The sequence below is a fragment of the Nocardiopsis sp. JB363 genome (assembly GCF_900143625.1).
Classification (GTDB): domain Bacteria; phylum Actinomycetota; class Actinomycetes; order Streptosporangiales; family Streptosporangiaceae; genus Nocardiopsis.
In genome coordinates this window covers 60904-74752 of sequence record NZ_FRFF01000157.1, presented here as the reverse complement: position 1 = coordinate 74752, position 13849 = coordinate 60904, and the positions used below count along the sequence as shown (strand labels likewise).

Here is a 13849-nt window from a genome sequence, read left to right as displayed (position 1 = left end):
GGCGAGGAGTCGGCGGGAGCGGGAGGGGTGTGGGGTGACCGAAGCGAACGGGGAGATCGAAGCGAGCGGGGACGAGGAGGAGGCTCGGGCGCGGGCCGGTCTGACCGCGGTGGCGCGGCCTGGTGACCTCTGGCTGGCACGGTTGCTGGCCGAACGGGGGGCGGCACGAGTATGGGCGGCGTTGGTGTCCGGGGCGCCGCCGCCGGGATGGGACGGTGAACCACCGCCTCGATGGGCGATCTGGGCGCGGCGGGCCGTCCGGGTGGACATCGACCGTCTGCTGGCGGACTCGGCGGAGGCCGGGGTCCGCTTCGTCTCTCCGGGCGATCCCGAATGGCCGGGACGGCTGGACCACCTGCCCGGGGACCGGGACTGCTACGGGCTCTGGGTTCGTGGCCACGGGGATCTGCGCAACCTCTGTCTGCGTTCGGTGGGGATCGTCGGGGCCAGGGCGGCCAGCGCCTATGGGGAGCACGTGGCCTCCGAACTGGCCTACGGATTGGCCGAACGCGGCTTCACCGTGGTCTCCGGGGGCGCCTACGGGATCGATGGGGCCGCGCACCGGTCCGCGTTGCTGGCCGGGCACACCGTCGCGGTGTTGGCCGGAGGTCTGGACGTGGACTACCCGCGCGGGCACGCCGGGCTGTTCGCGGACGTGACCAGGACCGGGGCGCTGGTGAGCGAACGTCCGGTCGGTCGCTCACCGCGCGCGCAGGACTTCCTGATCCGTAACCGACTCATCGCGGCGCTCACCCCCGGCACCGTGGTGGTGGAGGCGGGCCGGCGCAGCGGGGCGCTCAACACCGCCACGCACGCCAACGATCTGCACCGGGTCCTGATGGTGGTGCCGGGCCCGATCACGTCGGCGACCTCCATGGGCTGCCACCGGTTGCTGAAGGATGGGCGCGCCACCTGCGTCACCGGGGTCGGCGACGTGGTGGAACAGATCGTGCCCCTGGGGGAGTCACCACTGCCCGGCCCGGCGGACCTGGATCCCGAGACCGCCCGGGTGCTCGCGGCGGTGGACCGGCGTGGGGTGGGCATCGCCGAGGTCGCCAAGCGTTGTGGGGAGGGTCTGGAGGGGGCGATGCGTTCCCTGGGGATGCTCGCCGCCGTCGGGCTGGTCGAACGCTGCCCCGACGGCTGGCGCCTGGCCACCCGAAAGGAGGGTCGGTGAGAGAACCGGAGGTCGAGGCGGTGCGGGTCGGGGCCCGAGGCCGCGCCGGGTGCGGGCCGGCGGCCGGACGTCCACCGCGCGCAGCGGTGCGGTGGAGTTCTGGCCGATCCGGCGCCCTCCCACCCACCCCGATCGGGAACGCGACCGAGCCCCGCCCGCGCGGGTACTCGGACATCCGCCCGGGTACGGTTCCAGCATGGCCAAACCGTACAGCGACGCCCTCCTGGCCGACGGTCCACTGCTGTTCGTCTCCGGACAGACACCGGAGGCGCCCGACGGCGACGTCGCCTTCGACATCACCGGACAGACCAGGCAGATCTTCCGGAACCTCACCGAGATCCTCGAACGGCACGGGGCCGGGCCGGGTCACCTCGTTAAGCTGACGTATTACCTGCGCCACATCACCGACCTCGATGAGTTCCGCGGCGCGCTGCTGGCGTGCCTGCCCGACGGTCACCTGCCGGCGGCGACCCTGGTGGAGGTCAGCGGTCTGGTCAACCCCCGCTACCTACTGGAGATCGACGCCGTGGCCTGCCTGCCCCGGGAACACGGTTGACCGGCCCGGAGGCGCTGGAACGCCTGGCGGGGCACCTGACCGGTGAACTGGGGCGCTCCCCCCACACGGTCCGCGGCTACCTGTCCGACCTGCGATCTCTCCTCTCACATCTGGACGAGCACGACGCCGGCCCGGCCGACCTCGACGTCCCCCTGGTGCGGTCCTGGCTGTCCGGGGCGCGGGAAGCGGGTTCGGGCCGCTCCACCATCGCCCGCCGGGTGGCGGCCGTGCGCGCGCTCACCAGGTTCCTGCACCGGGAGGGGATCCTGGCGGTGGACCCCGGGCCCCGACTGTCCACCCCGGCCCAACAGCGCGCCCTGCCGACCGTCCTGGACGAGGACCAGGCACGCGCCGCGCTGTCCGGGCCCGCCCCGGAGACCCCCGTGGAGCTACGCCGCCACGCCGTCGTCGAACTGCTCTACGCCACCGGGATCCGGGTCGCCGAACTGTGCGCCCTGGACCGGTCGGACCTCGACCGCACCCGGGACACCGTTCGTGTGCTGGGCAAGGGCGACAAGGAACGCACCGTCCCGGTCGGTGGGCCGGCACTGGACGCCGTCGACGCCTGGGTCTCCCGTGGTCGCCCCGACATGACCGGCCCCCGCAGCGCCGACGCGCTCTTCCTCGGTGCGCGCGGTGGCCGTCTGGGTGTGCGCCAGGCCAGGGAGGACGTGTACGCCCACCTGCGCGCGGCCGGGGTCGAAGCAGGCCCGCACGGGCTGCGGCACAGCGCGGCCACCCACCTGCTCAACGGCGGCGCGGACCTGCGCAGCGTGCAGGAGTTCCTGGGGCACGCCAGCCCGCGCAGCACACAGATCTACACGCATGTCTCGGTGGACCGCCTGCGCGACGCCTACCGGCAGGCCCACCCCCGCGCCTGACCTCGACCCCGCGTCTGACCCCACCCCGCTCGGACGCTGTCCGTGCCGTCGTCGCCGGCAGCGGCAGGAGACGGACCTCACCTCGACCGAGCAGGGAGAGCGGGTCCAGGTAGGTGCGGCCCCGGAGCAGACCCCAGTGCAGACAGGGACGGTCCGCGCAGTGGCGTGGTTCGGCCGCCACCACACCGATCGGTTCGGTGTCGACCGGGTCACCACGGGCGACGGAGGCCTCCACCGGAAGATAGGTGGTGTGCGTCTCTCCGTGGGTCACGCTCACCACGCCCACCCCGGCGACGCTGCCGGCGAATCGCACCCGGCCCGGCCCCGCCGGGTACACGTTCTGCCCCAGGTCCGCGGCCAGGTCCACACCCAGGTGTCCCGGCAGCCAACGCTCTTCGGGTGGATCGAAACCGCGCAGCACCACCACCGGAGGATCCAACGGCCACCGCCATGGGCCTTCCACCGATGCGAGGGCCGGTGTGGTTCGGGTCGGGAAAACGGGGAACAGCAGGAGCGTGAGGAACAGCGGGAGTACCCAGAGCCGGGGGTCTGTCATGTTTCCAGAGTGCGTGCCGTGGACGTGTTCCGCCAGAGCCGATCCGAGCCTGTGGACAACCTTCTCCACGCCGATGACGCCCCTGGGCACGGAGCCGTTCCGGGGTGTGCTCGGCGGAGGATAGAATCGATTTCGGCTCACAAGAGTCGAACCATAATTCGCACGCCCACCTGCCTCCCTCGGGAGGGCCTGTGCCCACGGTCCACGCCGCTTCGCGCGGTGTGGTGGTACGGGCGGGGCGTCAGGTACAACCGACGGCGGAACCCGCGTTCCGCCACCGCAAGAGAGGACCGGTCATGGCTACAGTCGTGACAATTCGCCAGCTCCTGGAGAGCGGCGTCCACTTCGGGCACCAGACCCGTCGCTGGAACCCCAAGATGAAGCGCTTCATCTTCACCGAGCGCAACGGCATCTACATCATCGACCTCCAGAAGTCGCTGGCGTACATCGACCGCGCTTACGAGTTCGTCAAGCAGACGGTCGCCCACGGTGGCACCATCCTGTTCGTCGGCACCAAGAAGCAGGCGCAGGAGGCCATCGACGAGCAGGCTCGTCGTGTCGGCATGCCCTTCGTCAACCAGCGCTGGTTGGGCGGCATGCTCACCAACTTCTCCACGGTCCACAAGAGGCTCCAGCGCCTCAAGGAGCTGGAGGAGATCGACTTCGACGACGTCGCCGGTTCCACGCTCACCAAGAAGGAGCTGCTGAACCTTCGCCGTGAGAAGGACAAGCTCGATCGCACCCTTGGCGGTATCCGCGACATGGCCCGCGTGCCCAGCGCCGTGTGGATCGTGGACACCAAGAAGGAGCACATCGCGATCAGCGAGGCTCGCAAGCTGAACATCCCGGTCGTCGCCATCCTCGACACCAACTGTGACCCGGACGAGGTCGACTACCCGATTCCGGGTAACGACGACGCCATCCGCAGTGTCAGCCTGCTCACCCGCGTCGTCGCCGACGCCGTCGCCGACGGCCTCCTGGTCCGTTCCGGCGCGTCCGGCGCGACCGAGGAGAAGGCCGTCGAGGAGCCCATGCCCGAGTGGGAGCGCGAGCTGCTCGAAGGCAAGAGCGAGACCGCCGCGGAGGCCCCCGCCGAGGGCGCCACCGTGGAGGCTCCCGCCGAGGCCGCCGCCGCGGAGGCTCCTGTCGAGACCGTCGCCGAGGAGAAGAACGAGGCCGCCGCCGAGGCCCCGGACGAGACCGCGACCCTGGCTCCGGCCGACGAGGTCGCCGCCGAGGCTCCGGCCGAGGCCACCGCTGCCGACTCCCCGGTCGACGCCCCGGAGAAGGCCCCCGAGGCCGAGTAGCGGATCAGCGGTTCGCCGCTGAAGCGCTTCCCGGTGCGCACCGACGTCTGAGCGCCGCCCCGCCCCTCGTGGGCGGGGCGGCCCACGAGGTGCCGGCCGGGCCGCCCCACTTCCAGACCAGACTTCACAAGGGAATCCGAGAACAGTCATGGCGAACTTCACCGCCGCGGACGTCAAGAAGCTGCGCGACCTCACCGGCGCGGGCATGATGGACTGCAAGAAGGCCCTGACCGAGGCCGACGGCGACTTCGACAAGGCCGTCGAGGCCCTGCGCATCAAGGGCGCCAAGTCCGTCGACAAGCGCGCGGACCGCACCGCCGCCCAGGGCACGGTCGTCCTCCGCGATCAGGGCGAGGGCAAGGCCACCCTGATCGAGCTCAACTGCGAGACCGACTTCGTCGCCAAGAACGACCAGTTCATCGCGCTGGCCGAGCAGGTCGCCGACTTCGTCGCCGCCCAGGACAGCGATGACCTCGCGACCGTCGCCGCCGCCGAGATCGAGCCGGGCAAGAGCCTCCAGGCCTTCATCGAGGGCAAGAGCGCCATCATCGGTGAGAAGCTGGAGCTCCGCCGCATCGCCAAGTTCGACGGCGCCTACGTCGCCGCCTACCTGCACAAGTCCGACCCGGACCTGCCCCCGACCATGGGCGTCCTGGTCGAGCTGGACAAGGTGAACGCGGAGGTCGGCAAGGACCTCGCCCAGCAGATCGCCGCGCTGGCTCCCCAGTACGTGAGCAAGGACCAGGTCCCCGAGGACGTCGTCGCCAACGAGCGTCGCATCGCCGAGGAGACCACCCGCGGAGAGGGCAAGCCCGAGCAGGCCATCCCCAAGATCGTGGAAGGTCGCCTCAACGGCTACTTCAAGGAGATCACCCTCCTCGGCCAGCCGTTCGTCAAGGAGAACAAGAAGACCGTCCAGAAGGTCGTCGACGAGGCCGGCGTCACGGTCAAGGGCTTCGTCCGCTTCAAGGTCGGCCAGGCCTAGGGGCTTTGACATGATGGAAGTGCCGGGGAGACGTAATCTCCCCGGCACTTTCGGTGAATATGGGCGTGTTTCGGGCAGATCGTGTTCGGGCCGCCCGCAGCAGGAGCACTCGGGGGACCCTGTGCCACTCGGGAACAACAAGGGAGGCCGCAGGCCGTGTCGGAGAACGAAGCCATGACCACCGAAACGCCCATGCACGATTCCGGCTGGAAACGTGTCATGCTCAAGCTCTCGGGGGAGGCGTTCGCCGGCGGCGGCGGTCTGGGTATCGAACCCGAGGTCGTGCAGTACGTGGCGGAGTCCATCGCCGAGGCGGTGTCCGAGGGCATCCAGGTCGCCGTCGTCGTCGGCGGTGGCAACATGTTCCGTGGCGCCCAGCTCACCGAGGGTGGGATCGAGCGTGGTCGCGCCGACTACATGGGCATGCTCGGAACCGTCATCAACTGCCTCGCCCTCCAGGACTTCCTCGAACGCCTCGGTGTGGACACGCGCGTGCAGACCGCGATCCACATGAGCCAGGTCGCCGAGGCCTACATCCCGCGTCGGGCCGTTCGTCACCTGGAGAAGGGCCGTGTGGTCATCTTCGGTGCCGGTCTCGGTGCGCCCTTCTTCTCCACGGACACCACCGCCGCCCAGCGCGCCCTGGAGATCGGCGCCCAGGCGGTCCTCAAGGGCACCCAGGTCGACGGGGTCTACGACGCCGACCCGCAGCGCAACCCGGACGCGGTCAAGTTCGACAAGCTCAACTACAACGAGGTCCTCACCCGCAGCCTCAAGGTCATGGACGCGACCGCGGTCAGCCTGTGCATGGACAACGGTCTGCCCATCGTCGTCTTCGACCTGATGAGCCAGGGCAACATCCTGCGCGCGGTCCGTGGTGAGAAGATCGGCACCATCGTCGGTCCGACCTCGGACTGACGAGGGCGGGCGACCGTCCAGCGGCGTGGCCGAGGCCACGCACTCCAAGCCACGAACACCCAGCCGAGAATCCGGGAGCGCCCACAATGATCGAAGAAACCCTCCTTGAGGCCGAGGAGAAGATGGAGAAGGCCCTGACCGTGGCGAAGGAGGACTTCGCGACGATCCGCACCGGTCGTCCCACCCCGGCCACCTTCAACAAGCTCACCGTCGACTACTACGGTGCCCGCACGCCGATCAATCAGCTGGCCTCCTTCTCGGTCCCGGAACCGCGGATGGTCGTCATCTCGCCGTTCGATGTCAGCGTGCGCACCGAGATCATCACCGCGATCCGCAACAGCGACCTGGGCGTGAACCCCTCCGACGATGGTCAGGTCATCCGCGTCGTCTTCCCGGACCTGTCCGAGGAGCGCCGCAAGGAGTACGTGAAGGTCGCCCGCACCAAGGCCGAGGACAGCAAGGTCGCGATCCGCAACGTCCGCCGTCGCGCCAAGGACAGCTTCGAGAAGGCCGTCAAGGCCGGCGACCTGGGTGAGGACGAGGCCCACCGTGCCCAGTCCGAACTGGACGAGCTCTCGCACAAGCACGTCGGCACCGTCGACGAATTGCTCAAGCACAAGGAAGCGGAACTGCTCGAGGTTTAGCCGGTGACCCATCCTTCGAACGGCTCCGAAGGCGATGACCACTCGCCGGAGCACAGACCCGACGACCGTCTCGACCCGGAGACGGACACGGCCGCCGGGCAGCGCTTCGTGCTGCACAAACCGGGGGGCGAACCGGTCAAGACCGGTCGTAACCTCCCGGTGGCCATCGCCAGCGGGTGCGTCCTCGGCGCGCTCGTCTTCTTCTCGGTCTTCCCCTGGCCGCAGCTGTTCACGATCATCACCTCTCTGGGGACGCTGATCGGTCTCCGCGAGCTCAACCGGGCCTTCGGCGGCAAGGGCATGACCCTCGCCGTGATCCCGCTGGCCGTGGGCGGCGTGGCGATGCAGGCCGGAGCCTACTTCGGTGGAGCCGACTGGCTGGTGGGCATCGCGGCCCTCACCGCGATCGCGTGCCTGGTCTGGCGGTTGCGCGGTGGGGCGGAGGGGTTCGTCGCCGACGCGTCGGCGAACCTGTTCACCCTCGTCTACCTGCCGCTCCTGTTGGCCACCTGGATGCTGCTCATCGCGCACCCCGAGGACGGGCAGTACCGCCTCGTGGTGTTCATCGTGGTGACGATCTCCAGCGACATCGGCGGTTACTTCGCCGGGATCCTGCTGGGGCGGCACAAGATGGCGCCGGTGATCAGCCCGAACAAGACCTGGGAGGGCTTCGGCGGCTCCGTGGTGGGCTGCGCGGTGGCGGGGGCGCTGTGCGTGACCCTGATGCTGGACGGCCCCTGGTGGGTCGGCGTGGTCCTGGGCCTGGCCGTGGTGTCGGCCGCGACGGTCGGCGACCTCATCGAGTCGTTGTTCAAGCGCGACCTCGGAGTCAAGGACATGGGCCGGTTCATGCCGGGCCACGGTGGTCTGATGGACCGCATCGACTCTCTGCTGATCGCGGGTCCGGTGGTCTGGATCGTGCTCAGCCTGCTGCTCCCCTAGGGGCGGCGGCCGGTCGAAGGGGCCCCTGGCCTCGTGGGACCCAGTGACGCACTGGGCACCACGAGACCGGGGGCCCTTCCACGTTCGAGGTGCCTCCACCGGGGGTGCGGGGGTGCCCGTGTCCGGGCCGGTCGATACGCTCGACGGGTGGATGAACCGCTGATCGAACGCATGCGCACCTACGGTGAGACGATCTTCGCCGAGATGACGCGTCTGGCCGTCGAGACCGAGTCCGTCAACCTGGGGCAGGGTTTTCCCGACACCGATGGGCCGCGAAGCCTGCTGGAGAACGCCTCCCGACACATCCTCGAAGGGGTGAACCAGTACCCGCCCGGTCCGGGCCGCCCCGAGCTGCGTCAGGCGGTGAGCCGTTACCGCTCCCGTCACTACGGGCTGGACCTGGACCCCGACACGGAGGTCTACGTCACCGTCGGCGCGACCGCGGGCATCGCCGCGTCACTGTTGGCGCTGGTGGAACGCGGTGACGAGGTCGTCGTCTTCGAGCCGATGTACGACTCCTACGCCGCCATGATCTCGCTGGCCGGTGGTGTGCGACGCCCCGTGGCGCTGCGCCGCGACGACGCGACCGGCAGGTTCACCTTCGACCCCGCCGAACTGCGCGCCGCCGTCACCCCGCGCACCCGGCTCATCATGGTCAACACCCCGCACAACCCGACCGGCACGGTGTTCGACGCCGAGGAGCTGGCGGAGATCGCCGCGGTGTGCCGCGAGCACGACCTCATCGCCGTCACCGACGAGGTGTACGAGTTCCTCACCTTCGACGACCGTCGTCACATCCCCCTGGCCACTCTGCCGGGCATGCGTGAGCGCACCCTGTCGATCTCCTCGGTCGGCAAGATGTTCGCCGTCACCGCGTGGAAGACCGGCTGGGTGAGCGGCCCCGAACCGTTGGTCCGCGCGGTGCGCACGGTCAACCAGTTCCTCACCTTCTCCGCCAACGGCGCCCTTCAGCTCGCCATCGCCGACGCCATCGACAACGAGGGCGCGTGGGTGGAGCACCAGCGACTGACCATGCAGGGCAAGCGCGATCGCCTCGCCGAGGGGTTGAGCGGTGCCGGGTTCGACGTGGACGTGTCCGAGGGCACCTACTTCCTCATGGCCGACGTCCGGCCGTTGGGCTACCTGGACGGCGAGGACGTCGCCCGGGCCCTGCCCCGCGAGGCCGGGGTGGCTGCCGTCCCCGCCAAGGTGTTCTACGACCATCAGGACGAGGGCCGTCACCTGGTGCGCTTCGCGTTCTGCAAGAAGGACGAGGTGCTCGACGAGGCGGTGGCCCGACTCAAGCGCTGGGGCGAGAACGGAGCCTGAGCCGTTCGAACACCGGCGTGGGCGGCGGCAACCGGCCTCCGTCGGTGCTCGGCCTCTCCGTCAGTTGCGCGGTGAGGCGTGCCGCGGCGTCGGGTAGGAAGGGCCGCAGCATCCGGGCCAGTGTCCGCCCGGTGGCGACCAGTTCGGCCAGGACGGAGTCCAAGACGGCCGGATCGGCCCCCTCGGAACGTTCGGCTCGGGCCAGGAGCCACGGTTCCCGGGCGGCCACGTACCGGTTGCCGGAGTCCGCGAGCCCGACGATCGCGCCGGTGGCCGCGCGCAGGTCGAAGGCGTCGACCGCTTCGTCCACCCGTGTCGCCGTCAGGGCACGCGCCCCGGCCAGGTCCGCGGAACCGCCATCGGGGACCCGGCCGTCACGGTACTTCGCGACCATGGACACGGTCCGGTTGACCAGGTTGCCGATGGTGTTGGCCAGGTCCTCGTCGTGTCGGGTGATCAGGCGGGCCTCGGTGTAGTCGGTGTCGTCGGAGCGGCCGACGTCGCGCAGCAGCCACCAGCGCAGGGCATCGGTGCCGAAACGCTCGACGATCGTGACGGGGTCGACGGTGTTGCCGGTGGATTTGCCGATCTTGTCGCCGTCGGCGGTCAGGTACTCGTGTACCAGGATCGTGGTGGGCGGGGACAGCCCGGCCGAGAGCAGAATGGCGGGCCAGTACACGGCGTGGAAGCGCAGGATGCCCTTGCCGATGACGTGTACTCGTTGGTCCGCGCGGGTCCACCAGCGATCATGGCTCTCCGGGTCGGTGCCGTAGCCGGGGCCGGTGATGTAGTTGGCCAGGGCGTCGAACCACACGTAGATCACCTGGCCGGGGTCCTCGGGGACGGGGATGCCCCAGCCGTGTGCGCGTTCCACGCTCCGGGAGACGCTGAAGTCCGCCAGACCCGACTCGATGAAGGACAGCACCTCGCGCCGGCGGAAGTCGGGTTCGACCAGGACCTCGCCCGAGGAGACCAGTGCGTGCAGCCGGTCCTGGTAGCGGGAGAGACGGAAGAACCAGTTCTCCTCCGCGACCTCTTCCGGGGTGGTCCGGTGTTCCGGGCACAGACCCTCGGGAAGTTCGTCGGGTCCGTAGAACCGCTCGCATCCGACGCAGTAGAGACCGGTGTAGCCGCGACGGTACAGGTCGCCGCGCTCCAGACAGGCGTTCCAGAGGCGTTCCACCCCGGGTCGATGACGAGGATCGAAGGCGGTGCGCACCGTGTCGTCGAAGGAGAGCGAGAGCGGACCGGCCAGGTCGAGGAAGCGCAGGGAGACCCGGTCGACGTAGGTGGCGGTGTCCAGCCCGGCCGCACGGGCGCTGAGGACGTTCTTCAGGGAATTGTCGTCGGTGCCGGTCTGGGCACGGACCTCGTCGTCACGGTCCCGATGGGATCGGGCGAGTGCGTCGGCCTGCACGAGCTCCAGGGCATGGCCGACGTGCGGCTTCCCATTGACGTAGGGAATGGCGGTGGTGACGTGGTAACGACCCATGGCGGGTCCTTTCCGGCCCCGCCGGGCGCCTGCCGGAGGCAAGACCCATGGGGGCCTTGCCGCGGACAGAGGTTCAGAGCACGCGGGGAAGGCCGGACGACATCATCGTCCGGCTCGTCATGGTGGTGGAGCACACCCGCGTCATGCGGGACATCGTAGTGCGATCCACCTCGACCGACCAGGTGATTTCAGGGGATCGGGTGGTCGGTCGAGGAAGCCGTCGATGGAGTGACGGGTGATCCGACGCGCGAAGCCGCCCCCACCGGCCCCGTGTTCGTCAGGGAGCGGGTGTCTCCTGCCCCTTGGCCCTGGCGTCCATGACGTCGATGAGGCGCTGTTCGGCGTCGGGACCCGGGGAAACACGGGGGAGACGCCACATGAGGACGGCGCCGCCGATCCACCACGCGAGCACCATCGACCACTCCTGGGGCCAGCTCAGGGCGGCGGGCATGCCCGGCATGTACAGCACGAACAGGCTGAAGGCCAGTACGAAGGCGGTGACGCCCACGGGGACGCCCGCCGGCACTTTGAAGGGGCGCTCCATGTCCGGCTCGCGGCGGCGTAGGACCAGGAAGCACACGATCACCATCAGGTAGGCGATCACGATGTTGAGGCCGCCGGCGTTGACCAGCCAGACGAGCATCGGGCGGCCGAAGAGCGGGGCGAAGGCCGACAGCACACCGATGAACAGCACCGCGTTGGCCGGGGTGCGAAAGCGAGGATGCAGTTCACCGAACCAGGCGGGGAGCATACGAGATCGGGCCATCGCGTAGATGAGGCGACTTCCTCCGATGAGGAAGGCGTTCCAACTGGTCAGCAGGCCGGCAATGCCGCCGAGGACCAGGAGGTTGCCCATGGCGGCGCTATTCCACATGGCGGCCATGGAGTCCGCCGAGGCGAGTTCGGATCCCAGGAGGTCGGAAGCGGGCAACCCGGCTCCGGCGGTCAGCATCACCAGGACGTACCAGGCGGTCGCGCAGAAGACCGAGAGCACCAGGAGCGTTCCGACCATGCGATAGGGGAGCTTGATCTCGGCGGCCGACTGCGGAATGACGTCGAAACCCACGAACAGGAACGGGACGGCGACCAGTACCAGGAACATCCCGGAGACCCCACCGGTGAACAGGGGCTCCATGTTGGTGGTGGAACCGCCCACGAACGCGCCGGTGAGCATGACGGCGCCCGCCGCGAGCAGGAACAGCACCGTGACGGTCTGGAAGACGCTCGCCGGTTTGATGCCGACGTAGTTGAGCGTGGTCATGATCGCGGCGCTGAGCACGCCGATGGCGACGAGGCTGACGTGGATGTCGTACTCGGCGATCGTCCATAGGTAGCCGACCTCGATGTTCGGAAAGAGGTAGACGAGGGTCTGTGGGACCGCCACGGCCTCGAATGCGACCACCGAGATGTAGCCGAGGATCATCGCCCAGGAGGCGACGAAGGCGCCCTTGGGACCGATGGCCCGCATGGCGTAGTGGTGTTCGCCGCCCGTGTGGGGCAGGGCCGAGACGAGTTCGGCGTAGGTGAGGCCGACGAACGCCATGATGACGCCACCGATGACGAAGGCCAGCGCGGCGCCGCCGCTGCCCGCCGCGTCGATGAATTCGCCGGTGAGGACGATCCAGCCGAAGCCGATCATCGCGCCGAAGGCCAGGGCGAGGACGTCGGCCCTGCCCAGTACCTTGATGAAACCCGGACTGGTGTCGGACATAGGAGGGGCTCCCAACGGGGGGTTTGCCTGTGTCGGAAGACACATGTGTGGGGACAAGAGAACACGTGACGGCCCCGGAGTGAAGCACCTTACGGGCGAGAATTTCCGGATCGCTTGTACAGAACGGAGAGTGGTCGGGTGATCGGGTCTTCGCCTTCCCGGCCGCCGCTCGTCAGGGGACCAGGTGGTGGTCGAGGAAGCCGTCGATGGAGTGCCGGGTGATCTGGCTCGCGAAGCCGCCCCAGTTGAGGTCGAACATGTGCTCGGTCCAGGGCAGTTCCAGGTGGTCGTGCGGGACGCCCGCCTCGTCGAGTCGGGCGACGAAGCGGCGGTTGTCCTCGGGGTCGAGGAACAGGTCGTGGCCGGCGGTGATCACCAGGGTCGGCGGGGTGTCCGCCGTGACCTGGTGGATCGGTGACATGGCCTCGTACTCCTCCGGGAAGTCCTCCGGGGCGCCGCCCACCATGCGCTCGCTGGATTCCAGCAACTCGTCGCCGATGGGGGAGCGGCGCTGGCGCCAGGGCACCTCTGGTGCGTCGGCGGTGCCGTCGGCCACGGAGTACCAGGCGACCACGGCGGCCACGTCCGGGACCTCGGTGTCGCATGACGGATCCACCTGGTCGGTGTAGGTCGACAGCAGGGCCAACAGACCGCCGGCGGACTGGCCGGTGACGGCGATCCGGTCCGGGTCGCCGCCGTACTCGGCGGCGTTCTCGTGGACCCACCCCAGGGCGCACCGCACGTCCGCCACCGATTCCTCCCACGCGCCGTCGGGGAAGAAGCGGTAGTCGACCTCGAACACCACCCGGTCCCCGTCGGCCATCCAGGTGTCCCAACGCGGCAGCAGGCTCTGCGGGAGGTCGTCGGCCCCGCCGTGAACGTTGACCACGATCGGCAGCGGGTCGTCCGAGGGTTCGGCGGGCTCCCATACGTCCAGCTCCAGGGGATCGCCGTCCACCCGGTGGTAGGCCGTGGTGAGGGGTTCTCGGTCGGTGTCGGTGGCCAGGCCCGCGGTGTAGGCGCTCAGGCTCAACGGTGCCTTCTCGGTCCGAGCGGTGTTCCACAGCGTCGCCGATGGCACGAGGGTCAGCATCAACAACAGGGCGTTGGCCCCTGCGAGCATCCCTCCCCATCGGCCCCGGGCGAGTAGGGCCAGAATGAGTCCGCACAGCGCGGGAAGGGCCATGAACAGTGAGAACTCCAGGGCGAGGAGCGCGAACTGCCATCCCTCCCAGGACGGCGGTGGCAACAGGACCAGGGCCAGGGTGATGACGCCCGGCAGCGCGAACAGGGCGGAGAAGGTCAGGAGGGTACGGCGGATCAGGGGGCGGGGCATGGCGACAACCTTCCG

The 13849-nt window shown here is 69.3% G+C and carries 12 protein-coding genes and 1 pseudogene; 9 read left to right on the top strand and 4 right to left on the bottom strand.

The genetic code is table 11. The annotated features are described in order from the left end of the window. Positions 1 to 55 precede the first annotated feature (55 nt). The 3 genes from dprA to BQ8420_RS24745 all read left to right on the top strand — a co-directional run bounded on the left by dprA (position 56) and on the right by BQ8420_RS24745 (position 2614). A complete protein-coding gene (dprA, locus tag BQ8420_RS24755; protein WP_087101696.1) occupies positions 56 to 1177 on the top strand; it encodes a DNA-processing protein DprA in 1122 nt (373 codons plus the stop codon). A 196-nt stretch (positions 1178 to 1373) separates the two neighbouring features. Beyond that, entirely contained in the window at positions 1374 to 1733 is a 360-nt protein-coding gene (locus tag BQ8420_RS24750; RefSeq protein WP_087101693.1) for a RidA family protein, read from the top strand. Continuing rightward, positions 1730 to 2614, top strand: a complete 885-nt coding sequence (locus BQ8420_RS24745; protein ID WP_087101678.1) for a tyrosine recombinase XerC — start codon at positions 1730 to 1732, stop codon at positions 2612 to 2614. Before BQ8420_RS24750 ends, BQ8420_RS24745 begins: the two co-directional genes overlap by 4 nt. A gap of 112 nt (positions 2615 to 2726) precedes the next feature. Here BQ8420_RS24745 and BQ8420_RS24740 read toward each other — a convergent pair. Then, positions 2727 to 3170, bottom strand: a pseudogene (locus BQ8420_RS24740) (M23 family metallopeptidase); the annotation flags it as partial. 296 nt (positions 3171 to 3466) lie between these two features. Here BQ8420_RS24740 and rpsB point away from each other — a divergent pair. From rpsB to BQ8420_RS24710, 6 genes are all read left to right on the top strand, one after another. Further along, on the top strand, positions 3467 to 4477 hold the full coding sequence (rpsB, locus tag BQ8420_RS24735; RefSeq protein ID WP_087101691.1) for a 30S ribosomal protein S2: 1011 nt from the start codon (positions 3467 to 3469) through the stop codon (positions 4475 to 4477). Positions 4478 to 4625: 148 nt separating this feature from the next. Beyond that, positions 4626 to 5462, top strand: coding sequence for a translation elongation factor Ts (gene tsf, locus BQ8420_RS24730; RefSeq protein ID WP_087101676.1), 837 nt, complete (start codon positions 4626 to 4628; stop codon positions 5460 to 5462). Positions 5463 to 5636: 174 nt separating this feature from the next. Beyond that, the gene (gene pyrH, locus BQ8420_RS24725) at positions 5637 to 6380 is read left to right on the top strand and encodes a UMP kinase (protein WP_087101675.1); all 744 of its coding nucleotides are present in this window, start codon (positions 5637 to 5639) and stop codon (positions 6378 to 6380) included. 86 nt (positions 6381 to 6466) lie between these two features. Beyond that, positions 6467 to 7024, top strand: a complete 558-nt coding sequence (gene frr, locus BQ8420_RS24720) for a ribosome recycling factor (protein WP_087101674.1) — start codon at positions 6467 to 6469, stop codon at positions 7022 to 7024. A gap of 3 nt (positions 7025 to 7027) precedes the next feature. Continuing rightward, on the top strand, positions 7028 to 7966 hold the full coding sequence (locus BQ8420_RS24715; RefSeq protein WP_087101672.1) for a phosphatidate cytidylyltransferase: 939 nt from the start codon (positions 7028 to 7030) through the stop codon (positions 7964 to 7966). A 171-nt stretch (positions 7967 to 8137) separates the two neighbouring features. Further along, the gene (locus BQ8420_RS24710; protein WP_235006471.1) at positions 8138 to 9295 is read left to right on the top strand and encodes a pyridoxal phosphate-dependent aminotransferase; all 1158 of its coding nucleotides are present in this window, start codon (positions 8138 to 8140) and stop codon (positions 9293 to 9295) included. On the opposite strand, the gene metG is transcribed toward BQ8420_RS24710, so the two are convergent. The 3 genes from metG to BQ8420_RS24690 all read right to left on the bottom strand — a co-directional run bounded on the left by metG (position 9267) and on the right by BQ8420_RS24690 (position 13834). Then, on the bottom strand, positions 9267 to 10787 hold the full coding sequence (gene metG, locus BQ8420_RS24705) for a methionine--tRNA ligase (RefSeq protein ID WP_087101669.1): 1521 nt from the start codon (positions 10785 to 10787) through the stop codon (positions 9267 to 9269). The two genes, BQ8420_RS24710 and metG, sit on opposite strands and share 29 nt — an antisense overlap. 277 nt (positions 10788 to 11064) lie before the next feature. Further along, on the bottom strand, positions 11065 to 12498 hold the full coding sequence (locus BQ8420_RS24695; RefSeq protein WP_087101665.1) for an APC family permease: 1434 nt from the start codon (positions 12496 to 12498) through the stop codon (positions 11065 to 11067). 172 nt (positions 12499 to 12670) lie between these two features. Further along, on the bottom strand, positions 12671 to 13834 hold the full coding sequence (locus BQ8420_RS24690) for an alpha/beta hydrolase (protein WP_087101663.1): 1164 nt from the start codon (positions 13832 to 13834) through the stop codon (positions 12671 to 12673). Between the last annotated feature and the right edge of the window lie 15 nt (positions 13835 to 13849).